This window comes from Streptomyces sp. NPDC001270, assembly GCF_042896695.1.
Taxonomy (GTDB): Bacteria; Actinomycetota; Actinomycetes; order Streptomycetales; family Streptomycetaceae; genus Streptomyces.
Map to the genome: position 1 here is coordinate 225,842 of NZ_JBIAXM010000003.1, position 21,314 is coordinate 247,155.

At 70.4% G+C, this 21,314-nt stretch carries 19 protein-coding genes and 2 pseudogenes; 16 read left to right on the plus strand and 5 right to left on the minus strand.

Going from position 1 to position 21,314, the window contains the following annotated elements:
- Positions 1-81: 81 nt before the first annotated feature.
- Both ACFY2B_RS07335 and ACFY2B_RS07340 read left to right on the plus strand, forming a co-directional pair.
- The gene (locus ACFY2B_RS07335) at positions 82-327 is read left to right on the plus strand and encodes an NUDIX hydrolase (protein ID WP_390762170.1); all 246 of its coding nucleotides are present in this window, start codon (positions 82-84) and stop codon (positions 325-327) included.
- Positions 261-572: a hypothetical protein gene (locus ACFY2B_RS07340; RefSeq protein ID WP_390762171.1), complete on the plus strand. Its 312-nt coding sequence runs from the start codon at positions 261-263 to the stop codon at positions 570-572. The genes ACFY2B_RS07335 and ACFY2B_RS07340 overlap by 67 nt, the downstream gene beginning before the upstream one ends.
- 32 nt (positions 573-604) lie before the next feature.
- Here the strand turns inward: ACFY2B_RS07340 and ACFY2B_RS07345 are convergent, their stop codons facing one another.
- Positions 605-1,498 carry a DUF4232 domain-containing protein gene (locus tag ACFY2B_RS07345; protein WP_390762172.1) on the minus strand — a complete coding sequence of 298 codons (894 nt, stop codon included), beginning with the start codon at positions 1,496-1,498 and terminating at the stop codon, positions 605-607.
- Positions 1,499-1,789: 291 nt separating this feature from the next.
- Between ACFY2B_RS07345 and ACFY2B_RS07350 the strand changes: the two genes are divergently transcribed.
- From ACFY2B_RS07350 to ACFY2B_RS07385, 8 genes are all read left to right on the plus strand, one after another.
- On the plus strand, positions 1,790-3,274 hold the full coding sequence (locus ACFY2B_RS07350; protein WP_390762173.1) for an APC family permease: 1,485 nt from the start codon (positions 1,790-1,792) through the stop codon (positions 3,272-3,274).
- The gene (locus ACFY2B_RS07355) at positions 3,271-4,284 is read left to right on the plus strand and encodes an acetamidase/formamidase family protein (protein ID WP_390762174.1); all 1,014 of its coding nucleotides are present in this window, start codon (positions 3,271-3,273) and stop codon (positions 4,282-4,284) included. The genes ACFY2B_RS07350 and ACFY2B_RS07355 overlap by 4 nt, the downstream gene beginning before the upstream one ends.
- A gap of 51 nt (positions 4,285-4,335) precedes the next feature.
- A complete protein-coding gene (locus ACFY2B_RS07360) occupies positions 4,336-4,935 on the plus strand; it encodes an N-acetylmuramoyl-L-alanine amidase (protein WP_390762175.1) in 600 nt (199 codons plus the stop codon).
- Between the two features lie 179 nt (positions 4,936-5,114).
- Complete coding sequence (locus tag ACFY2B_RS07365) at positions 5,115-6,434, plus strand: GAF domain-containing protein (RefSeq protein WP_390762176.1); 1,320 nt, start codon at positions 5,115-5,117, stop codon at positions 6,432-6,434.
- 55 nt (positions 6,435-6,489) lie between these two features.
- Complete coding sequence (locus ACFY2B_RS07370; protein WP_390762177.1) at positions 6,490-8,013, plus strand: aldehyde dehydrogenase family protein; 1,524 nt, start codon at positions 6,490-6,492, stop codon at positions 8,011-8,013.
- Between the two features lie 220 nt (positions 8,014-8,233).
- Complete coding sequence (locus ACFY2B_RS07375) at positions 8,234-8,617, plus strand: hypothetical protein (RefSeq protein ID WP_390762178.1); 384 nt, start codon at positions 8,234-8,236, stop codon at positions 8,615-8,617.
- Complete coding sequence (locus ACFY2B_RS07380; RefSeq protein ID WP_390762179.1) at positions 8,614-9,165, plus strand: DUF6262 family protein; 552 nt, start codon at positions 8,614-8,616, stop codon at positions 9,163-9,165. The genes ACFY2B_RS07375 and ACFY2B_RS07380 overlap by 4 nt, the downstream gene beginning before the upstream one ends.
- Positions 9,162-9,455, plus strand: a complete 294-nt coding sequence (locus ACFY2B_RS07385; RefSeq protein ID WP_390762180.1) for an NUDIX domain-containing protein — start codon at positions 9,162-9,164, stop codon at positions 9,453-9,455. Before ACFY2B_RS07380 ends, ACFY2B_RS07385 begins: the two co-directional genes overlap by 4 nt.
- A 277-nt stretch (positions 9,456-9,732) precedes the next feature.
- Here ACFY2B_RS07385 and ACFY2B_RS07390 read toward each other — a convergent pair whose 3' ends face one another.
- On the minus strand, positions 9,733-10,566 hold the full coding sequence (locus ACFY2B_RS07390) for an SDR family oxidoreductase (RefSeq protein WP_390762181.1): 834 nt from the start codon (positions 10,564-10,566) through the stop codon (positions 9,733-9,735).
- 101 nt (positions 10,567-10,667) lie between these two features.
- On the opposite strand from ACFY2B_RS07390, the gene ACFY2B_RS07395 reads away from it, so the two are divergent.
- The 6 genes and pseudogenes from ACFY2B_RS07395 (at position 10,668) to car (ending at position 18,745) form a co-directional block, all read left to right on the plus strand.
- Positions 10,668-11,492 (plus strand): helix-turn-helix domain-containing protein, encoded by an 825-nt coding sequence (locus ACFY2B_RS07395; protein WP_390762182.1) that lies wholly within the window; start codon positions 10,668-10,670, stop codon positions 11,490-11,492.
- 1,037 nt (positions 11,493-12,529) lie between these two features.
- Positions 12,530-12,697 (plus strand): annotated as a pseudogene (locus ACFY2B_RS07400) (NUDIX hydrolase); the annotation flags it as partial.
- A 283-nt stretch (positions 12,698-12,980) separates the two neighbouring features.
- Positions 12,981-13,088, plus strand: a pseudogene (locus tag ACFY2B_RS07405) (DNA-binding response regulator); the annotation flags it as partial.
- A gap of 107 nt (positions 13,089-13,195) precedes the next feature.
- Complete coding sequence (locus ACFY2B_RS07410; protein WP_390762346.1) at positions 13,196-13,906, plus strand: FadR/GntR family transcriptional regulator; 711 nt, start codon at positions 13,196-13,198, stop codon at positions 13,904-13,906.
- Positions 13,903-15,144 carry a CynX/NimT family MFS transporter gene (locus tag ACFY2B_RS07415; RefSeq protein ID WP_390762183.1) on the plus strand — a complete coding sequence of 414 codons (1,242 nt, stop codon included), beginning with the start codon at positions 13,903-13,905 and terminating at the stop codon, positions 15,142-15,144. Before ACFY2B_RS07410 ends, ACFY2B_RS07415 begins: the two co-directional genes overlap by 4 nt.
- A gap of 70 nt (positions 15,145-15,214) precedes the next feature.
- Positions 15,215-18,745, plus strand: a complete 3,531-nt coding sequence (car, locus tag ACFY2B_RS07420; RefSeq protein WP_390762184.1) for a carboxylic acid reductase — start codon at positions 15,215-15,217, stop codon at positions 18,743-18,745.
- A 468-nt stretch (positions 18,746-19,213) separates the two neighbouring features.
- Here the strand turns inward: car and ACFY2B_RS07425 are convergent, their stop codons facing one another.
- From ACFY2B_RS07425 to ACFY2B_RS07435, 3 genes are all read right to left on the minus strand, one after another.
- Positions 19,214-19,636, minus strand: a complete 423-nt coding sequence (locus ACFY2B_RS07425; protein ID WP_390762185.1) for a hypothetical protein — start codon at positions 19,634-19,636, stop codon at positions 19,214-19,216.
- 305 nt (positions 19,637-19,941) lie between these two features.
- Entirely contained in the window at positions 19,942-20,109 is a 168-nt protein-coding gene (locus ACFY2B_RS07430; RefSeq protein WP_390762186.1) for a hypothetical protein, read from the minus strand.
- A 149-nt stretch (positions 20,110-20,258) separates the two neighbouring features.
- Positions 20,259-21,299, minus strand: a complete 1,041-nt coding sequence (locus ACFY2B_RS07435; RefSeq protein ID WP_390762187.1) for a hypothetical protein — start codon at positions 21,297-21,299, stop codon at positions 20,259-20,261.
- Positions 21,300-21,314 lie beyond the last annotated feature (15 nt).

Sequence of the window (21,314 nt, forward strand, 5' to 3'; positions counted from 1 at the left end):
CGGATTGTCCGGCGACCGCGAGTGGAAGGTGTCTGACGACCGCATGCGGACGGCGTGCGGGTTCGACACCGGGAGACGCGCATGGCGGACTGGGTGCCGCGCGAAGAGTGGGTCAAGTCCCAGCCCATGACTCTTCTGGCCTCGTGTGTGGTGATGCTGGACGATCGGGGCCGGGTCCTGATGCTCCGCTACGGACCGGGACAGCCGGCCGCCGGGACCTGGTGGCTGCCCGGCGGGATGCTGGACCACGGCGAGGATCCGTGGACGGCCGCACGCCGCGAGATGCGGGAGGAGACGGGCTCGAACTCGCGCCGGCGCCCAGGCTGATCGGCCTCGACCACCGGGCGGACGTGCTCGGCACGGGTCCGGTCCTCGACTGCTTCTTCGACGGGGGAAACGTCGCCGGGGACACGGGGATCCGGCTCAGCTCCGAACACGACCGGCACGGACTGTTCAGCCTCGACGAGTTGGCCCGCATGCCGCTCGCCGCGCCGCTCCCGACGCTCGTCTCCCTGCACACGGCGGCAATGGCGGGAGCCGTCACGTACCTGCGTGAGGGCGATCCCGTCTGACCGCCGCCACACGGCCCGGGGCGCCGGGCCTGTCATCGTGGCTCGGCCCTCTTCCACGGGCCGACGGCGAGTTTTCCGGTCGTTCCGAGGTCCAGTTCCGGAGTCACCGTCACCGGAGCGGCACCCGGCTTCGCCCACACCCTCACGTAGGGGGCGTTCACCGGGGTGCCGGACAGCACGGTATTGCGCCACACCAGGCCGGCATACGCCTCCTCGCCCGGCTTCAGGGCCAGCGGCTGGGGCGGACCGTCGGCTCCGGTGCTCGCGGCGACGGAGGATCCGTCGTGCAGGATCAGCACCTCTCCGACGCTCTGGTGGGAGTCGTCGAGCACGCTCAGCCGGGGGTATCCCTCGATGTGGTACGTGTCCGGGCCGCAGTTCACCAGATGGAGATTGACCACGCGCAGGCCCATGGCGGCATCGCCCCCGTCCGCGTACACGCGCACCCCCGACGGCGGGCAGGAGCCGGCCGGGGCCGGCGCCTCGGCGGTGGGAACGCCGCGTACGGTGACCACCTCCACCTGAGTCCGACCGGCGGCGTCCGACGGACCCGCGAGCATGTCCACGGTGTCCGCCACCGTGGCGTGCGGCTCGACGGACGACAGGACACGTGTCGTGTTCACCGGCGCGGCACCGCTCGCGGGCCGGAACCGGAAGGTGATGGTGTACCGGAAGGGCGTGTCGTGGTGGTTGGTGACCTGGAAGACCGCGCAGCCACCGGCCCTGCCGCCGGCGTCGGTGATCGTGACCTGGTCCGTCTCCGGTTCGGAACTGCCGCCCGGCGTCGCCGAAATCGTGGCCCCCGGCGTCGGCGTGGCATCGCACGCGGGAGGGGTGGCCTCTCCGGAGGACCGACCGGGCACCTGGCTGCCGCACGCCGTCAGAAATAACGCGGCGGTGGCGACCGCGAACGGCGGGAGTGACATGACACGCATCCGCAGAGTCGACCAGGATTCGAACACGATGTGCTGTGATCAGGACCACTCTTCCGGTCACAGCACTGTCACAGGCAGAGCCCCATGAGCCGATTCCAGCGCCGAGTTCCCCCGAACAGGTGACCGAGTTGTCCACAGGTTCGCCTCCGTCCACCGACTCACACGGCGCCCTTCTGCCCAACCCGCGAGCGCCGTACCGTGATTCACGCAGGGTGCGGCCCGGCCACCGGCGTGATCCCGGCGGGCGCGTCGCGGGGGACGACGGACCGAGGGGGTTCGCGGATGTCGGGGGAGACCGCGTCTGGGCTGCGCCGGGACGCCATCGGGCTGCGCGAGGTCCTGTTCCAGAGCATCACGGCCATGGCACCCGCCGCCGCGGTCGCCGCTTCCATCCCATCGGGTGCTGCCTCCGCGGGCGGCAGCCTGCCACTGTCCGTACTGATTGCGCTGGTGGCCTGTCTGTTCACCGCGTCCTGCGTGGCCGACCTGGCTCGGGAACTGCCCGCGGCAGGCTCGGTCGCCACCTACGCGGCGCGGGGTCTGCATCCCGCCGTGGGATTCCTCGTCGGCTGGGGTTATGTGTTCGTGGAAGCACTGATCCCGCCGCTGCTGCTCCTGCAACTGGGCTTCACCACGGCCGGCACACTGCACGAGGAGTGGTCGTCGTATCCGGCGGACCTGTGGTGGCCCTGGTCGCTCGCGGGCGCCGTCGTCATAGCGGTCGCCGGGTATCTGGGCGTGCGCGCCTCGGCCCGCTTCGGCCTGGTCCTCGGGGTGTTCGAGGTTCTGGTTCTCCTGGTGTTCGCCGGCTGGCTCATCGGCAGGGCGGGTGCGGACAACACCCTGTCGGTCTTCGGTACATCGCACACCGCCGACGGCCACGGAGGCATGAGCGGCGTCTTCGCGGGCTCCGTCTACACGGTGCTGGCGTTCGCCGGCTTCGAGGCCGCGGCCCCGCTCGCCGAGGAGACGCGCGACCCCCGGCGGACCATGCACCGCGCGGTGCTCGGCGCGGCCCTGGGCATCGGCCTGTTCTACGTGGTGACGACCTACGCGATGACCGTCTACTTCGGTCCGGGCCGCTTCGGGACGTTCGGCGCGTCGGGCGAGGCGTCCTGGGAGGGAGTCGCGCGGGCTTCGTTCGGACTCTTCTGGGTGCTGGTGTTCCTCGCGGTGGTGAACTCGACGATCGCCAACGCCAACGCGTGCGCGAACGTCTCCACGCGCACGGCCTTCGCGCTGGCCCGTATCCGTGTCCTGCCCGGCTTCCTCGCGCGGCTCCATCCCACGTACCGCTCCCCCGTCGCGGGCATCGCGGTGCAGAGCGCCGTCGCCGTGGGCGCGATGCTCGGTCTCGGTTTCGGCTACGACCCGGTGACCGCGTTCCTGCTGCTGGCCACGGTGATCGTCACCGTCGTCATCGGTGTCTACATCGTCGTCAATCTTGCCTGCGCGCGGTACTTCCTGCGCCAGGGGCGCGCGGCCCTCGAACCGGTGCGGCACCTGCTGTTCCCGTTGCTGGGCATCGTGGCGTTCGTCCCCGCCCTGCTGACCGCTGCCGGAATACCTGCGTTCGACTTCGTGACCCGGCTGACGGCGCCGGTTTCGTACGCCGGCCCGGTGGTCGGCGTGTGGATGGCGGCCGGAGTCGTCGTCCTGGTGATCCTGATACGGCGTCACCCCGAGCGGATAGCCGACACCGCCCGTGTCCACCTGGACGAACCCGTGTCCGCCGGCCCCCGGCAGAATGGAGCTGAACAGCGATGACCGACCCGCGAGTGCTGACCGTACGACCCGAACCGGGTGAGTACGCCTGGACGTTCGGCGGTGCCCCGCCCGTGGCGCGGATCACGCCCGGAACGGTGCTTGACCTGTACACGGAGGACTGCTTCGGCGGGCGGGTGCGGTCCGAGAAGGACCTGGTGTCCGAGGTGTGCGAGTTCCCGTTCCTGAACCCGCAGACCGGACCGTTCCACATCGAGGGCGCCGAGCCGGGCGACACGGTGGCCGTGCACTTCGTGTCGATCGAGCCGGCCCGTGACTGGGCGGCGTCGACCACGGTGCCCCTGTTCGGCGCGCTCACCTCGACGCACACCACGGCCACGTTGCAGCCTCCGCTGCCCGAGACCGTGTGGATCTGGCAGCTGGACCGGATGCGCCGCACCGCTCTGTTCCGTGCACATGACAGCGACATCGAGGCCGAGTTGCCCCTCGATCCGATGCACGGCACCGTGGGCGTGGCCCCGGCCCATCTGGAGGTGCGCTCGGCGCTGGTTCCCGACGCGCACGGCGGGAACATGGACACACCCGAGATGCGGGCGGGTGTCACCTGCTATCTCGGGGTGAACGTCGAAGGTGCGCTGCTCAGCCTGGGTGACGGGCATGCGCGGCAGGGCGAGGGCGAGACCTGCGGGGTGGCGGTCGAGTGTGCGATGAACACCGTCGTGATCGTCGAACTCCTCAAGGGTGTCTCCACCCCGTGGCCCCGCCTGGAATCCGACACCCACATCGTCTCCACCGGTTCGGCGCGCCCGTTGGAGGACGCCTTCCGGATCTCCCAGCTCGACCTCGTGCAGTGGCTGGTGCGTGACTACGGATTCGCCGAACTGGACGCCTACCAGTTCGCGACTCAGGCGGTCGAATCGCCGCTGGCCAACGTGTGCGACACCAATTACACGTGCGTGGCGAAGATCCGCAAGGAGTGGCTGCCGGACCGCGAGACCCATCGCGGACTGCACGCACGGCTGCGCGAGACCGCGGCGGAGCTGCACGTCTGACCCCGCCACCGCACTTCCCCCGAGTCCCCCATTCCCGAAAGGCGATCGCCCATGGACCGGTCCCGACCGCTGCCCAGCAGACGACGCATCCTGAAGGGCGCGGCCCTCACCGCGGTGCCCTACGCACTGCTGCCCGGCACGCGCGCCGGTGCGCAGACTCAGGCCGTCGACTATCCGTCCGCCGAGTGGCAGCCCGCCAGCACAGCCAACTTCACGGCGTCCACCCGCCCCAGCGCCTACTCCGTCGACCGCGTGATCGTCCACGTCACCCAGGAGACGTATGCCACTACCCTGTCCATCTTCCAGAACCCGCAGAAGCAGGTGTCGGCACACTATGTGGTGCGTTCCGCCGACGGGCACGTCGCCCAGTGCGTGCGCGAGGCCGACATCGCCTGGCACGCGGGGAACTGGAGCTACAACACCCGCAGCATCGGCATCGAACACGAGGGATGGGTGGACCAGCCCGCTTACTTCACCGACGCGCTGTACGAGCAGTCGGCGAAGCTGACGGCGGCGATCTGCGACAGGTACGGCATCCCCAAGGACCGGACGCACATCCTCGGGCACGCGCAGGTGCCCGGTACCGATCACACCGACCCCGGGCCGAACTGGGACTGGGTCCGCTACATCAGACTCGTCAACCTCGCCTGACCGCACCCGCCGCCCGCGCAGGGCCTCAGCCCTGCGGTCCGTCGGGCGCACGCCCGGCGTAGTGTGCCGGCGCGCGCCCGTCGCCCATCGTTCGGGTGAGCCCGGTCGAAACGGTTGTCCGCGCCGACCCCCCGAGTGACGATGTCCCCAGCCGCATCGCCGTCCGGGGGGAGGCCGAGTTGACCGATCCATGGGTGGCCCTGGAGCCGGGGGCCGACCCGACCGAGCGCGTTCGTGTGCTGCGCCGGGCGCATGAGACGTTCACCACGGCCGGCACCGTGCCGCGACCGGTGCGGTCGGTGGTGGCGGACTCCTGGCGGCGCTCCGCACGGGCGGGCGTGGGGCCGGACGGCAGCGCGCACGTGGAACTGACGGACGGCGACCTCGGCGCCTACCGCGCCGAGCACCCGCTGGCCCAGGTCATGCCGCTGTTCCGCGAGCTGATGGGCACGTTCGCGGCGGACGGTGAGCATTTGCTCGCCGTGTGCGACGCGCACGGCAGGCTGCTGTGGGTGGAGGGTCATCCCGTCACCCGGCGCAGGGCGGACCGGATGAACTTCGTGCCGGGGGCGCGCTGGGCGGAGAGCGCGGTCGGGACCAACGCGCCGGGCACGGCGGTCACCGTCGACCGGCCCGTGCAGGTCTTCGCGGCCGAGCACTTCATCCGGCAGGTGCAGCCATGGACGTGTGCCGCGGCGCCGGTGCACGATCCGCGCACCGGCCGGGTGCTCGGTGCCGTGGACATCACCGGCGGGGACGGCCTGGCGCATCCGCACAGCCTGGGGTTCGTGCAGGCGGTGGCGCGCGCCGCCGAATCCCAGCTGGCGCTGCTCACCCCGCCGCGGTCCGTGGGCGAGGCGGCCGCTCTGACCGCGCTGGGCCGCGACGAGGCGCGGCTCCTGCTGGCCGGGCGCACGCTCGTCCTCAGCCGTCGCCACAGTGAGCTGCTGGTGCTGCTGGCCCGTCACCCGGAGGGCCTGACCGGAGACGAGCTGCTGTGCGCGCTGTACGAGGACGAGTCGGTGACGCCGGTGACCATCCGCGCGGAACTGGCCCGGTTGCGCAGGTTGTTGGGGCCGGGGCTGCTGGTGTCACGACCGTACCGGCTGACGGCCGCGGTGGAGTCCGATGTCACCGTGGTGGAGCGGCGGCTGGCAGCGGGCGCGATCACGGCAGCCGTGGCCTCGTACGCCGGGCCGCTGCTGCCCGGCTCGCAGGCGCCGGCCGTCGTACGGCTGCGACGCAGTCTGGCCGATGGTCTGCGCGCGGCGCTGATCGCGCGCGGCGACCCCGATCTGCTGGCCGACTGGGCGCATGCGCCCTGGGGTGAGGACGACGTGGAGGTGTGGCGGGCGCTGGCCGTGCTGCGGCCGACGCCGTCGGTCCTGGCGCGTCTCACCGAACTGGACGCACAACTGGCGGCACCGCACAGCCCGGTCGGCGTCCCGGCCGGGACGCCGACCGGCCGCGCAACGTGGTTGCAACGTCCGGGTCCTTAGCCTCGCCGCCCGAGCTGTCCAACGGCGGGCAGCGCTTCACCGGAGGCAGACCACGATGACCCGTTACACGGCGCCCGGCACCGAGGGCGCGCTCGTCTCCTACCAGGCGCGCTACGACCACTTCATCGGTGGGGCGTACGTGCCGCCGGCGCGCGGGCAGTACTTCGAGAACCCGTCGCCGGTGAACGGTCAGCCGTTCACCGAGGTGGCGCGGGGCACCGCGGAGGACGTGGAGCGGGCGCTGGACGCGGCGCACGCGGCCGCGCCGGGCTGGGGTCGTACGCCGGTGGCGGAGCGGGCCGGGATCCTGCTCAAGATCGCCGACCGCATGGAAGCCTCCCTCGAACCGCTGGCGGTGGCCGAGAGCTGGGAGAACGGCAAGCCGGTGCGGGAGACGCTGGCGGCCGACATTCCACTCGCCATCGACCACTTCCGTTATTTCGCGGGGGCGATCCGAGCACAGGAGGGTTCGCTGGGCGAGCTCGACGACGACACGGTCGCCTATCACTTCCACGAGCCGCTGGGTGTCGTGGCGCAGATCATCCCGTGGAACTTCCCGATCCTGATGGCGACCTGGAAGCTCGCGCCCGCGCTCGCCGCGGGCAACACGGTGGTCATCAAGCCGGCCGAGCAGACCCCGGCGTCGATCCACTACTGGATGAGCCTGGTCGCGGATCTGCTGCCGCCCGGTGTGGTGAACATCGTCAACGGCTTCGGCGTGGAGGCGGGCAAGCCGCTCGCGTCGAGCCCGCGGGTGGCGAAGGTCGCGTTCACCGGCGAGACCACGACGGGGCGGCTGATCATGCAGTACGCCTCCGAGAACATCAAGCCGGTCACGCTGGAACTCGGCGGCAAGTCGCCCAACATCTTCTTCGACGACGTGTGGGCTCGGGACGACGACTTCCGGGACAAGGCGCTCGAAGGATTCACGATGTTCGCGCTCAACCAGGGCGAAGTCTGCACATGCCCGTCCCGGGCGTTGATCCAGCGTGGTCACTACGCCGAATTCCTCGACGCGGCGGTCGAACGCACCCGGCAGATCAAGCCCGGCCACCCTCTGGACACCGACACGATGATCGGCGCCCAGGCGTCCAACGATCAGCTGGAGAAGATCCTCTCCTACCTGGACATCGGCAGGCAGGAGGGCGCCAGGGTCCTCACCGGCGGTGAACGCATCGACCACGAGGGAGAGTTGAAGGGCGGGTACTACGTCCAGCCGACCATCTTCGAGGGCGACAACCGCATGCGGATCTTCCAGGAGGAGATCTTCGGCCCGGTGGTCTCGGTCACCTCCTTCGACGACTTCGACGACGCCGTCAAGATCGCCAACGACAGCCTGTACGGCCTCGGGGCGGGGGTGTGGACGCGCGACGTCAACACCGCGTACCGGGCGGGCCGGGCCATCCAGGCGGGCCGCGTCTGGACGAACTGCTACCACGCCTACCCGGCACACGCGGCGTTCGGCGGTTACAAGCAGTCCGGGATCGGCCGGGAGACGCACCGGATGATGCTGGAGCACTACCAGCAGACGAAGAATCTTCTGGTGTCGTACTCACCGAAGAAGCTCGGCTTCTTCTAGACGCACACAAAAAGGCGCCTGACCTGGATTTCCACCCGGCAGGCGCCTTTCGCTCAGTCAACTCTCGACCGAGCCCGGCTTGCGCGCTGACTCCCTTTTCCTCCCAGTGCTGTACCCCTCCTGACCGGTGCCTCCGGACCAGTCACGGACCAAATCCCCGGTTCAGCCCCCGGGTGCGTCACCTTGACTGACGCGCTGCCATTCGTTCATGGAATGCTCGATGAGGCGGTTCGCCTGCAAGACCGGCGCCGCCCCCTGGCGCATCCCGCTGGACGTCCCCGCCCGGCCCGGCGCCCTCCTCCTCGACGACCTCGCGGTGACCGCCACCGGCACCCATCTCCAACTGTGGTCCACCGCCACCACAGGCCCGTCATCCCCGTGCTCCACAACGGCTAAGCGCGAGGCAATGCCCTCGGACGAGGAGATCGATCGGGTTCGACGCCTCATCCGCCGAGTCACCGAGGATCTGGGCTCGCTGACCGAACAGGAGCGAGGCGAGATCGAGGAGGCCGTTGCCACGGTCCGCAAGACCCGGCAGGGCTTTCTCGGCATGCCCAAGATTCGGCAGCCCTTGCCCGACGTCCGTCCGGAGTGTCCGTCATGACGCCCACCCCGAGCTCAGGTGAGCGTCTCGCTCAAGGTCGCCGAGCCGACTCCGCGCGGCGCCGCCAGCGAGTCCGCAACGTCCTGGATCAGCTCTCCCGCAAGGGTGGCACCGTGTCTGTCTCCGCCGTCGCACGCAGCGCCGGAGTCGACCGGACGTTCCTCTACCGGCACCCTGATCTACTCGCCCATGTCCATGCGCTGGCCACCGAGTCGCCCCCAGACTCGGGGAAGGGCCCGACGGTCAGCCGGGCGTCACTGCAAGCAGACCTCTTGGCCGCGAACGCACGATGCACCCGGCTGTCTGAGCAGATCCGGCAACTCGAACAGCGCCTGTCCGAAGCCCTGGGCGAGCAGGTCTGGCGCAGCACCGGTATCGGACCGCCCACAGATATCGACAGATTGCAGGTCCGCATCACCGAGCTCGAGCAACAGACTCTTGACCTTCGCCTGCAACTGGAGGAGAAGGATGAGGAGTTGTCCGCCGCACGGGCCGCGAACCGTGAGCTGACCAAGACCGTCAATCAGGAACCTGGGAGAACCGCATGACCAGCCGTTACCGCAGCATCGTCGATGTCTACGCACCCTTGCGCAGAGCCGACGGCCGCGTCCTGCTCATGGAACGCGCCAACACCGGCTCCGCGGATGGCCAGCTCTGCGCACCCAGTGCGCGCCTCGAATCCGGAGAATTCGTGATCGCCGGCGCGATCCGCGAGGCCGCCGAGGAAGTCGGCGTCGAGCTCAACGAGGCCGCTCTCCATTTCGTGCACGTCGTCCACCACCGCAATGGCGACGGCCCACGCGAGGAGAGGACAGATCTCGTCCGGGTGGCTTGGTGATCAGTCACCTGGTGGCGGGTCAATCCCGAGGAGGGGTAGGAGTCACCGACGGCGACGAGTTCGATATCGCTGCGCCGCCGCTTGGCCTGCTGTTCGCGGGTGAGCCTCCATGGCAAGCTCGCCGAGGACGAGCTGAACGACCTGCTCAGAGCATGATTCAGAAGGGCCCTACACGTAACCTGTGGCCACTGGTTACTGTCGATCTGGCCAAGGCGATGCTCCAAAAGGGCTGGCGCGCCCGGGCCGGCTTCTCTGAGGCCCGGTCCGGGCGTCGCTGTCAGCTGTCGGCGTCCGTCCGCGCCGCCGTCTCCTGCTGCGGCTCCACTTGGGCCAACCGGTTGCGCAGCGCCGCCGTGACCGCCTGGTACGAGTCGCTGCCCAGCACCAGCCGCAGCGGGGCCGGCTCCGTGGCCGCGCTCTCGATGACCCGCGCCGCGATCTTCGCCGGGTCGCCGGGCACCGGGACGGGGGTGTTCCGGAATGCCTGCACCATCGCGGCCGGTGTGCCCTCGTAGGCGGGCAGCGGGTCACTCAGCCGCAGGCTGCTGCTCGTGAAGGAGGTGCGCGCGCCGCCCGGCTCGACGATCGTCACGCCGATACCGAAGGGGGCGACTTCGCTGGCGAGCGCCTCCATGAAGCCTTCGACGCCCCACTTGCCCGCGTGGTAGAGCGAGGCGCCGGGGTGCGCGGCGAGCCCGGCCACCGAGGAGAGCTGGATCAGCCGCCCGCCGCCCTGGGCGCGCAGATGCGGCAGCGCGGCGCGGACGGTGCGGATGGAACCGAGCAGGTTGGTGGCGATCTGGTGCTCCACCTGCTCGTCGGTGAACTCCTCGGCGGCGCCGAAAAGACCGTAGCCGGCGTTGGCCACCACCACGTCGATGCGGCCGAGGGCGGCGAAGGCGGCGTCCACCACCTCCCGTACCTGCTTCGGATCGGTGACGTCGAGGTGCCCGAGCCAGAAGCAGTCGTCGTACTCGGCCCGCAGATCGTCGGCCGAGCCTTCCCGCCGTACGGTGCCGGCGACCCGGTCGCCGCGGGCGAGCAGCTGCTCGGCCAGCTCGCGGCCGAAACCGCTGTTGACACCGGTGATGAACCATGTGCGCGTAGTCATGTTCCGATCTTCACCAGGACGGCGCGGATCCGGCAGCCCCAGCCGTTCCTGGTAGCGGCTGGGACAGTCACGGCAGCGGCTGCCGGCTTAACGTTGTACGTATGGACAACGCCCTCGGAGACTTCCTGCGCGCCCGGCGTGAGCTGGTCACGCCCGCGGAGGCGGGGCTGCCGGCCGGGAACGGTCTGCGCCGGGTGCCGGGCCTGCGCCGCGAGGAGGTGGCGATGCTGGCCGGGATCAGCGTGGAGTACTACCTGCGACTGGAGCAGGGACGCCACCGCAGCCCGTCCCCGCAGGTCCTGGAGGCGATCGCCGGGGTGCTGCAGTTGGACGCAGAGGGCACGGAGTATCTGCTGGCACTCGCGGGCCAGCGCCCGAACCGCCGCCGCACGGCCGCACGGCGCGACGAGCAGTTGCCGCCGAGCCTGACGATGCTGCTGCAGACGATCAATGTGCCCGCGATCGTGTTCAACAAGTACGGCGACGTGCTGGCCGCCAACCGGCTGGCCCAGGAGCTCTCCCCGGACCTGGTCCCGGGCGTGAACCGGCTGCGCTACCTCTTCACCGAACCGGCGGCACAGGAGTACCACCCCCATTGGGAGCAGTACACGGCCGCCGTCGTGGCCCACCTGCGTGCGCAGATGGGCGCGGAGACGGACGACGCGCGGCTGCACACGCTGATCGGCGAGCTGTCGCTCAAGAGCGAGCGCTTCCGCCGGCTGTGGGCCCGCCACGATGTGCGCACGGCCCACAGCTCCGAGTTCGAGATCCGGCATCCGCGCGTCGGCGGCCTGAAGCTGATGGTGGAGAAGTTCGCGGTGACCGGCGCGGACGGCCTGGAAGCGCTGCTGCTACACGCCGAGACGGGCTCGCGCTCGGCGGACGCGCTCGCGCTGCTCGCGTCCCTCACGGCAGCTGACTCATAGCCGCTGGGCCGCACGTCTCAGCCCAGGCCTGCTGGTTCGCCGCTACCGCGTGCGCCTGCCGGTCCGCGGTGGGCTGGATAGCATCCGCCATGTGGTCTCCGAGGGCTACCGTCGGTCCGCCTTACCTGCATAGTCTGTTGCACCGAGTTCGGCCTGGGCGGCACCAACTGTGCCGCCCGTCGTCGGGCGTCATGGGATGCGGACGACTTGGCCCGCATAGCTGAAGCCCACTCCGAAACCCAGCAACAGCGCTCACACGATGGACGGTCTCGCCGCCGCACGCGCCCCGGCGCCGGGTCGGCGGGCGCCGGCCACCTCGACGTCGAGAAGGACGACGGTGCATCGCTGCACGCCGACGGCTACAACCTGATCACCCTGCGATTCGTCGCCCCCGTTCCTCACCTCCCGCGACCGCACCCTGGACGCACTGGGCCACCGGCTACGGCCGGGCGGCGCCCCTGTGATCATCACCCCGCTCGCCGCCCACCCCCCTGCCGAACGCGCGGTGTCGCCCTCGACGAGGACGACCTCGCACGCCTGCAGAACCAGTGGGCGGCTGCGGAGCGGCACGACACCGACGGACTGGCCATCCTCATCCTGCGTGGCCCACGCCAGGTTGAAACCGCAGTGCACGTCGGAGCGCAGCGCACCCCGTCCAGCAACCAGCGCGGAAACCCGGCCTCGCGGCGCCAGCATCACTTCCACCCCTCGGGGCGCTACTACGGGCAGGTGGAGTCGGGACGCAAGACAGGAGAGGTCCGCGTCGCCTCCCCGGAGAGGCGGCGGTCGAGATCGGAGACGCCCTCGTCTTCCACGACCGGGACAGCGACCGGGAACTCGACGTCATCGCGAAGCGGATCACCCCGTACGCCTCGTTCGAGGATCTGCTCGATGCGGAGGATCCCGCCCGCATCGACCCGGACTGCCGGCGCGAGGAGATGCTCGTCGACCTCCGCAGCATCTACCCGCCGGCCGATGAAGCGCTCGGCGCCCTCACCTTCGACCACCGCCCCGCACGGCCCGGCCGTCCCCTGCCGATGACACCGTCGCAGTACACGCAGACCGTTCCCCACCACACGGTGTACGGCTGCCTGTACGTCCGCGACGTGCACGTCCGACCGGTACAGCTGCGCCCGGTCTACGGATCCCGGCTCTGGCAGTTCCCGGGCGGCGACCTCGACGCGCAAGGGGAAGACCCTCTCCGGACCGCCCGCCGCGAAGCGGTCGAAGAGACCGGCCTCGAACTCGGCCCGGACACACCGAGACTGCTCCTGACCCACTTCCTGCACGCCGGGCCCCGGATGCCCCTGAACAAGGTGGGTCTCATCTTCGACGGAGGCCGGCTCAGCGCGGACCAGCTCCGCCGGATCCGCCCCGCGCCGTACTCGCTCAATGGCGTCGAGACGGACGAAGGAGCCGGGCGCCATCAACTCATGCCATTCGGCGAGATCGTGGACGGCCCACAGGTCGTGCTCGGCGGGATCGAGGCTGTCCCCGGGCACCATGCGCAACCACCTGTCGTCGGCGATCGGCAAGACGCGGGCACGCACCCGCGCCGAGGCGGCCCGGCCCGTGGAGGCCAACGGCCGGCTGTGATCGCCGCGCCGTTCTCAGCGGCGGACACTTGTTGTCGCTGGAGGCGGGAGAAGTGCGCACCACAAGAGACGATGTTCAAATGTCTGATGTTTGTGTACGGTGTTCCCATGAAACGCATCAGCGCACCACGGCGGACGGCCAGCCTGTCCGCCCAGCTCGTGGAGAGCCTCCGCTCGCACATCGAGGCAGGGGGCTGGCCGGTCGGGACGCGGATCCCGCCGGAGCAGGCCCTCATCGAGGAGCTCGGGGTCGGCCGCAGCACCCTGCGGGAGGCGATCGGTGCGCTGGTGCACCTCGGCCTGCTGGAGCCCCGAGCCGGGGACGGCACCTACGTCCGCTCCTCCAGCGAGCTCCAGTCGGTCATGGTGCGGCGGGCGAGTTCCGCGCAGCGGGACAAGGTGCTGGAGCTGCGGACCGTGCTGGAGGAGTACGCCTCGGGCGCCGCGGCCCTGCGCCGCAGCGAGGAGCAGGTGCAGCAGTTGCGGGAGCTGCTGGCCGACGCCGACGCGGCCGGCGCCGGTGAGGACGCGTCCGCGGCCACGGGCGTCGACGCGCTGTTCCACCGGGCCGTGGTCCGGGCGAGCGGGAACGACCTGCTGATCGAGGTGTACGACTACCTCGGCACGGCGCTCACCGCGCACCTGGGGGGCTTGCCCTGGGATGCCGCCCACGCCGAGGAGCACGCCCGCCTGCACCGGCGGCTCGTCGACGCGATCGAGGCCGGGGACGCGGACGGCGCCCGCGACGCCGCGGCCGCGATCGTCCGGCTCACCCGCGACCGCGAAACCGCCGACGCACGCCCAGCGGAGGAACAGTGAACCCGCAGCCGGATTCGATATCCCGTCAGCACTCAGCCTCCGAGGCACCGGCCGCCGACAGCGCCCGGCCCGCCGTGTCCGCCGGACTCGTCATCGCGATCTGCCTGGTCGCGGCGAACCTGCGCACCACGCTCACCGGCGTCGGCACCCTGCTGCCGGACATCGAGCACGGCAGCGGCCTGACATCGAGCTGGGGCGGACTTCTGAGCACCCTCCCGCTGCTGACGTTCGCCGCGACGTCGCCCCTCGTAGCCCGGGCCTCCCACCGGTTCGGCAGCGCTCGCCTGCTGGTGGCGGCGCTCGGTGTGCTGGCCGTCGGGACGGTGGTCCGCTCCCTTCCCTCCGTGGCCTGCCTGTTCGCCGGAACGGTGATCCTTTCCGCGGCCATCGCGTTCGGCAATGTGCTGCTGCCGGCCCTGATCAGGCGGAGCGTGCCCGCACACCGCATCCAGGGCGTCAGCGCTCTCTATGTGACCGTCATGGGCCTGATGGCCGCGGTCTCCTCCGGGGTGTCCGCGCCGCTGGCCCACACCGTGCCGGGTTCCTGGCGCACCGCGCTGGCCTGGGGCGTCGCCTTCACCGTCGCGGCGCTCCTCGCCTGGCTGCCCCGGATGCGGGGTGACAAGCCACAGGCGTCCACCGGCGGGACCCACAGCCCGGTCCCCTGGCGGTCGCGGCTCGCCTGGCAGGTCACCCTCTTCATGGGCCTGCAGTCCCTGGCCTTCTACACCGCCGTCGCCTGGCTGCCCAGCATCCTGATCGACCGCGGCACGAGCAGCACCACGGCCGGATGGATGCTGTTCTACTACCAGGTGGTGTCCCTGGCGGCCAGCAGCCTGCTGCCCCTGCTCACCCGGGGCCGGCACGACCAGCGCTGGATGGCGGCCGGCGCCTCGGCCCTCCTGGCGGGCGGCTTCACCGTACTGATCGCCGCCCCCGCGCTGTCCGTCCTGGCGTGCACCCTGCTCGGACTCGGCGGCGGCGCGTGCCTCGTCCTCGCACTGACCTTCCAGAGCCAGCGCGCCGGCAGCTCCGGCGAAGCCGCCGCACTGGCGGGCATGGCCCAGTCCATCGGCTACCTCGTGGCGGCGGCCGGCCCCCTCCTCCTCGGCATCCTGCACGACACCACGCACAGCTGGACGCTTCCGCTCACCGTCCTGGCCGTCCTCGGCATCGCCACGGCAGTCACCGGACACGGTGCGGGACAGGACCGCCACATACGTCAGCCCTCCCGCTGACACGGTCACCCTGCCCGAACAGCAACGCCCCCACATGAACAGGCTTTCACGGCCGCAAAGGAGATCACTCGTGTCTCGCCCCCAACCCCCCACCCACGAGTTCGACGCACGGGCCGACCGACGAAGCGCCCGCCTGTACGCGACCGACGCCCAGTTCCGTGACACCGCGCCCCTGGACGCCGTCACCGAGGCGATCCGGCGCCCCGGGCTGCCGCTCGCCGATCTGGTGGCCACCGTGATGGAGGCATACGCGGACCGCCCCGCCCTGGGCGAGCGTGCCAGGGAGCCGGCCACCGACCCGGAGACGGGCCGCACCACGCTGCGCCTGCTACAGCGGTTCGACACGCTCACCTACGGCGAACTCTGGGAGCGGGTGGGTGCGGTGGCCTCCGAGTGGCGGCACCACCCCGAACACGCGGTGGGCCCCGGCGACTTCGTCGCCGTCCTCGGTCCCACGAGCGCCGAATACACCGTGGCGGATCTGGCCTGTGTCCGCTCCGGCGCGGTGTCCGTTCCCCTGCCGTCGGGTGCTTCGGCGGCACACCTGGCCCCCATCGTCGAGCAGACCGGACCGCGCCTGCTCGTGGTGGACGTCGACCACCTGGAGGTCGCGCTGGAGATTGCGGCGAATGCCCCCTCGCTGGGCAGGATCGTCGTCATCGGCCACCGGCCCGAGGCAACCGCCCACCAGGAAGAGCTGGAGTCCGCGCGCGCCCGGCTCGCGGCGCGGGGCCGCGGAGTGGCCCTGGACACGCTGGCGTCGGTCGTCGACCGGGGAAGGGCGCTGCCGTCGCTTCCCCGGGTTCCCGACGGGTCGGCGGCCGACGCGCTGAGCGCGCTGATCTACACCTCGGGAAGTACCGGCATCCCCAAGGGGGCCATCTACACCGAACGTCTGGTCAGGCAGTTCTGGGTCGACTTCGTGCCCGGCCAGGTGGTGCGGCCCTCCATCGTGCTCAACTACCTGCCGTTGAGTCACATGATGGGAAGGGGCGCACTGTTCGGGACGCTCGCCAAGGGGGGCCTCGCCTGTTTCGCGGCGTCCAGCGACCTGTCGACGCTCTTCGAGGACCTCTCCCTGGTCCGTCCCACCGAGTTCGTCATGGTTCCCCGCATCTCCGACATGCTCTTCCAGCACTACCGGGCGGAGTTGTCCCGCCGGACCGGGGCAGGCGGCGATGCGGCCGAGCCGGCGGGGCAGGTGATGGAGGAACTGCGGGAGAAGGTCATGGGCGGCCGCCTCCTGTGGGCCGTCAGCGCCTCGGCCCCGCCGGGCGCCGAGACGACGGCATTCATCGAGGACTGCTTCCATGTCAGGCTGCTCGACGGCTACGGGTCGACGGAAGGCGGGGTCGTCTCCCTCGACGGCCGGGTGCTGCGCCCGCCGGTGACCGACCACAAGCTGGCCGACGTACCCGAGCTGGGATACTTCGGAACCGACTCGCCGTACCCCAGGGGCGAACTGCTGATCAGGTCCGACCGGCTCGTCCCCGGGTACTTCCGGCGTCCGGACGCCACCTCCGAGGTCTTCGACGAGGACGGCTTCTACCGCACGGGCGACATCATGGCCCGCGTCGGCCCCGACGAACTGAGGTACGTCGACCGCCGCTCCAGCGTCCTCAAGCTGTCACAGGGCGAATTCGTCGCTGTCTCCCGCCTGGAGGCGCTCTTCAACGGCAGTCCGGTCGTCCGGCAGATCTTCCTGTACGGCAGCAGCACCCGCGCCTACCTGCTCGCGGTCGTCGTACCGACGAAGGAGGCCCTCGACCGCGTCGACGGGGATGCCCGGCGCCTCAAGCCGATCCTGCGGGAGTCCCTGCAGCAGCTCGCCACCGCGGCGGGGCTGAACTCCTACGAGATTCCACGGGACCTCCTCGTCGAGACCGAGCCGTTCGCCCCGGAGAACGGGCTGCTCTCCGGGGTGCGCAAGCCGTTACGGCCGGCCCTGACGAAGCGGTACGGCGAGCGTCTCGAAGCGCTGTACACCGAGCTGTCCGACCGTGAGGCCGAAGAACTTCGGACGCTGCGTCAGGTCGGCGCCGACCAGCCGGTACCGACTACCGTGCTGCGGGCTGCGCAGGCGCTTCTCGGGCAGGAAGAGGGTGTCGTGGAGCCTGGCACACACTTCCTCGAACTCGGCGGTGACAGCCTTACGGCGCTGACGTTCTCCCAGCTGATGAAGGAGATTTTTCACGTCGGCATCCCTGTCGACGTGATCATCAACCCGGTCAACTCGCTGCGGCAGGTGGCCGATCACATCGAGCGGGCGCTCGCGTCGGAAGACCGCCGTCCTACCGCCGACAGCGTCCACGGCCCGGACGCGACGCGACTCGACGCGGCCGAGCTGCGGCTGGACGCGTTCCTCGACGCGCGGACCGTCGCGCAGGCCGAAAGGCCGGCCGGTCCGCTGCCCGAGGCCCGGACCGTCCTGCTGACCGGCGCCAACGGCTACCTGGGCCGTTTCCTGTGTCTTGAGTGGCTGGAGCGCGTGGCGGAGCGCGGCGGCACGCTGGTATGCGTGGTCCGCGGCTCCTCCGCCGAGGCAGCCCGGGCACGGCTCGACGCGGCCTTCGACAGCGGCGACCCGGAACTCATGGAGCGCTACCGCAAGTCCGCCGCCCAGCATCTTCACGTGGTCGCCGGCGACATCGGGGAATCGCGTCTCGGGCTCGACGAGGAGACCTGGCAGCGGCTGGCCGACACCGTGGACCTGATCGTCCACCCGGCGGCACTGGTCAACCATGTCCTGCCCTACGGCCAGCTGTTCGGCCCCAACGTGCTGGGAACGGCCGAACTGATCAGGCTCGCCGTCACCTCCCGGATCAAGCAGTTCACCTACCTGTCGACGGTCGCCGTCGTCTTCGGGAACGCGGCAGCGGCCGACGAGTCGGCGGACATCCGCACCGCCTGCGGGGCACGCGGCCTCGACGGTGATTACGCCGACGGTTACGCGGCCAGCAAATGGGCCGGCGAGGTGCTGCTGCGCGAGGCGCACGAAACGTTCGGTCTGCCGGTCGCCGTCTTCCGCTCGAACATGATCCTTGCGCACCCGCGCTACCGCGGTCAGCTCAACATCCCGGATGTCTTCACCCGCCTCGTGCTGAGCCTGCTGGCGACGGGCATCGCACCCGGCAGCTTCTACGCCCGGGGCACCGGCGACGGCCGCGCACACTTCGATGCGCTCCCGGTGGACTTCACCGCGCGGGCCATCACCTCGCTCGGTGACGACGCACGAGAGGGCTACCGGACCTACAACGTGGTCAACCCGAACGAGGACGGCATCTCACTCGACACGTTCGTCGACTGGCTGATGACAGCCGGACATCCCCTGACACGTGTTCAGGACCACGCCGAGTGGATCGACCGCTTCGAGACCTCCCTGCGCGGCCTGCCCGACCGCCAGAAGCAGCATTCGCTGCTCCCACTGCTGCACGCCTTCGCCGAGCCGGAACAGCCGCTCGCCGGATCCGCCCTGCCGGCGGACCGGTTCCGCTCGGCGGTACGGACGGCAGCCCTCGACGACGAGAACGGCATCCCCCGTCTGTCACCGGACCTGATCACCAAGTACGTGGCCGATCTCCGGGCACACCGCCTGATATGACACAACCTGTGACCGCCGCGGGGCCCGCCATCGCCGGCCCTGCGGCGGCCGGGAGAGCCAGTCAGGGGCGCCGCCACCACCCGGAAGGTCATCGCCGAACGCGTCCCGCCCGCAACCGAGCCCGATCCGCCCGGGACGAACACCGCCTACAGGGCCATCGTGAACGTCTTCCAGACGCGAAAAAAGGGCGCCTGACCAGGGCAGATGCCCGCCAGGCGCCCTTCTCGGCGCGCATCCGAGCGGCGAGTTGAAACACACCCCACTCCCGGTGTCTCCCAGCCGTATCCCAGACCTGACCAGCAACTCCGCGGCGTTCCGGGGTTTTTCCGGGCCAAAGTCCCGCCAAGGCGCTCTCCGCCGACCCACCCCGCCCGGCAGGGTCGGACCAGGCCGGTGATCACACGGCCGTGGCAGTCGTAGCCGGACAGGAACCGCACCTTCGACCAGGGCGGACAAGCGCACGTACCGTCAGGGTGTCCACTGCTCGGTGCAAGCCAGACAGATGCGCCGGTTCGCCCACCGGGCCCGAGCCAGTTCCGCGGCCTCCGCCCGCCGGTGAATCACCACGCCCCAGCCGGCCCCCACCGCGACCGCGACCAGGCCGGCGAAGACCGCACCCGACACGACCACCACAATCCCCAGCAGCGCCAGACCAGCCGCCGCCAGATACGAGACATCCGCCGCGGCCGGCTGCGCGTAAACGTCACGCAGCGGCGAATCCGGCGGAAGACTGTCCCGGTAGTGAGAGAGCAACTGCACATTCGACGATCCGCACTTCGGGCTCGGGCAGTTCACGGCAACCTCGGTCAGTCCGGCGTGAGTTGGTGACGCCAGATTCCGAACCAGGGAGATCCACAGCAAGCCACAGCGGGGAACTGTGGCGCGGGTCACCGAGCCGGCGTCACACGGGATGCAGCAGTCACGCAGACCTCCGGGTGCGCCCGCGCGTACGACCCCGCTTCCGGCAGCACCGCGGGAGGCGACGGCGGATCCGGTTCCGTCCGACGATCCGACGCCCGCGCGTTCTCCAGCCGCAGCGACGTCAACCACGGCCACAAACCCGGCACCGCCCGGAGCGCGAACCGGACGGGGCGTATGCGGCACAAGCAATCAGAGAGGCGCGGGACACAGACGACTGCCGCAATCCGCAGCTCACGGCACCAGGACGGCAGGCCGAGACCGGACCGTCCGCGCCGTCAAGAACCCTCAGGTTCGGGCAACTCCGCCCACAACCGGGCCGCCATCAGATCCGCCTCGTCCTGCGGCGTACCAGCCTTCACCAGGATGAACCCGCGAGACTTATCCGGAAACGTGACCTCACGCATCTCCGTCCCCAACATGCCTTGGACCGGCTCGTCCGGCACGACAGCCTCCCTGCGACGACTTGCCGCACACCGTAAAGGGTCCCCGCGGCGAGCGCGAGGACCCTCCGCCGGACGGCCTACAGCACCGTCTTCTGCGGCGGCTCCGGCAGCCGCTCCGGCTCGGCCGTCGACGCGCGGCCGCCCGTCGCTCATCGGTTCTGTCCACCGGGCCGTGGATCCTCCGGTGGCTCTTCCTCGGGCGACCTGGTGCTTGAGGGGTGCACCGCCACGAGCAGGGCCGTCCCGGTGACGGCGAGTGCGAGCATCGTGCCCGCCAGCACCCAGGCGGTTGTCGTGTTGCCGAGGGCGGCGAGCAGATAGCCGGCCAGGAGACCACCCAATGGGACGGCGCCGTTGGGGAGAATGCCACTGGCCCCGCTGACCTGACCCAGGAGTGTGGGTGGTGTGACATCGACGCGGTGCAGACCTACCGTGACACCGCTGAGCGCACCGATGCCGCCGATGCCGGACCAGGCGATGCCCTGGACAGCGGGGTGGCGAGTGGCCGCGACGGCTGTGGCACACAGGGTCCAGCCCCAGAGCGCGAGGACGAAGATTCGGCGGGCCGGGAACAAGGCGGAGACATGTGCGGCGACTGCCGCGCCCACGAGGCCGCCGATGCCGGAGCCGGCCAGCAGCAGGCCGAGGACCCAGGTCGGCTGACGGTCCTGGGTGGCGGAGACGATGAAGAGCAGGATCATGCACTGCCAGAGCATGTTGGTGGCGCCGAACAGGAAGTTCGTGATGCGCAGGAAGGGTTCGTGCCAGAGCCACGTGACGCCTCGGCGCAGTCCCTCGGAGGGCAGGCCGTCCACGGTGTCGGGATGGCCGACCGGGTTCATGCGGCGGCCGTCGACCATGCCGAGGGTCAACGTGGCGACGGCGTAGGAACCGAGGTTGGCGAGGAACGGCAGCCACCGCATGACGCCGTAGAGGACGACTCCGACCGCGCGGGACAGCAGGACGGTGGCATGGGTCTGTGCTTCGTACAGGGACAGGGCTGTGGGGCGCTGGTCTTCCCGGACGACGTCCCGGATGGCGGCCGTCTCGGCCAGCTGGAAGAAGACGAAGAAGCATCCTTCGACGAAGACCAGGGTGATCACTGCCGGCAGGAACCAGCTCACGTCGAGCATGCCGAGGGTCACCAGTAAGGCTGCGGTGGCGAGTCCGCCGGCTTGGCATACGGCCATGGTGCGGCGCCGGTT

Bases quoted from the DNA above. Each gene is read 5' to 3' on its own strand.
- ACFY2B_RS07335 (WP_390762170.1), top strand. From the start codon at position 82: ATGGCGGACTGGGTGCCGCGCGAAGAGTGGGTCAAGTCCCAGCCCATG.
- ACFY2B_RS07345 (WP_390762172.1), bottom strand. From the start codon at position 1,498: ATGTCACTCCCGCCGTTCGCGGTCGCCACCGCCGCGTTATTTCTGACG.
- ACFY2B_RS07350 (WP_390762173.1), top strand. From the start codon at position 1,790: ATGTCGGGGGAGACCGCGTCTGGGCTGCGCCGGGACGCCATCGGGCTG.
- ACFY2B_RS07355 (WP_390762174.1), top strand. From the start codon at position 3,271: ATGACCGACCCGCGAGTGCTGACCGTACGACCCGAACCGGGTGAGTAC.
- ACFY2B_RS07360 (WP_390762175.1), top strand. From the start codon at position 4,336: ATGGACCGGTCCCGACCGCTGCCCAGCAGACGACGCATCCTGAAGGGC.
- ACFY2B_RS07370 (WP_390762177.1), top strand. From the start codon at position 6,490: ATGACCCGTTACACGGCGCCCGGCACCGAGGGCGCGCTCGTCTCCTAC.
- ACFY2B_RS07375 (WP_390762178.1), top strand. From the start codon at position 8,234: ATGAGGCGGTTCGCCTGCAAGACCGGCGCCGCCCCCTGGCGCATCCCG.
- ACFY2B_RS07380 (WP_390762179.1), top strand. From the start codon at position 8,614: ATGACGCCCACCCCGAGCTCAGGTGAGCGTCTCGCTCAAGGTCGCCGA.
- ACFY2B_RS07385 (WP_390762180.1), top strand. From the start codon at position 9,162: ATGACCAGCCGTTACCGCAGCATCGTCGATGTCTACGCACCCTTGCGC.
- ACFY2B_RS07390 (WP_390762181.1), bottom strand. From the start codon at position 10,566: ATGACTACGCGCACATGGTTCATCACCGGTGTCAACAGCGGTTTCGGC.
- ACFY2B_RS07395 (WP_390762182.1), top strand. From the start codon at position 10,668: ATGGACAACGCCCTCGGAGACTTCCTGCGCGCCCGGCGTGAGCTGGTC.
- ACFY2B_RS07410 (WP_390762346.1), top strand. From the start codon at position 13,196: ATGAAACGCATCAGCGCACCACGGCGGACGGCCAGCCTGTCCGCCCAG.
- ACFY2B_RS07435 (WP_390762187.1), bottom strand. From the start codon at position 21,299: ATGGCCGTATGCCAAGCCGGCGGACTCGCCACCGCAGCCTTACTGGTG.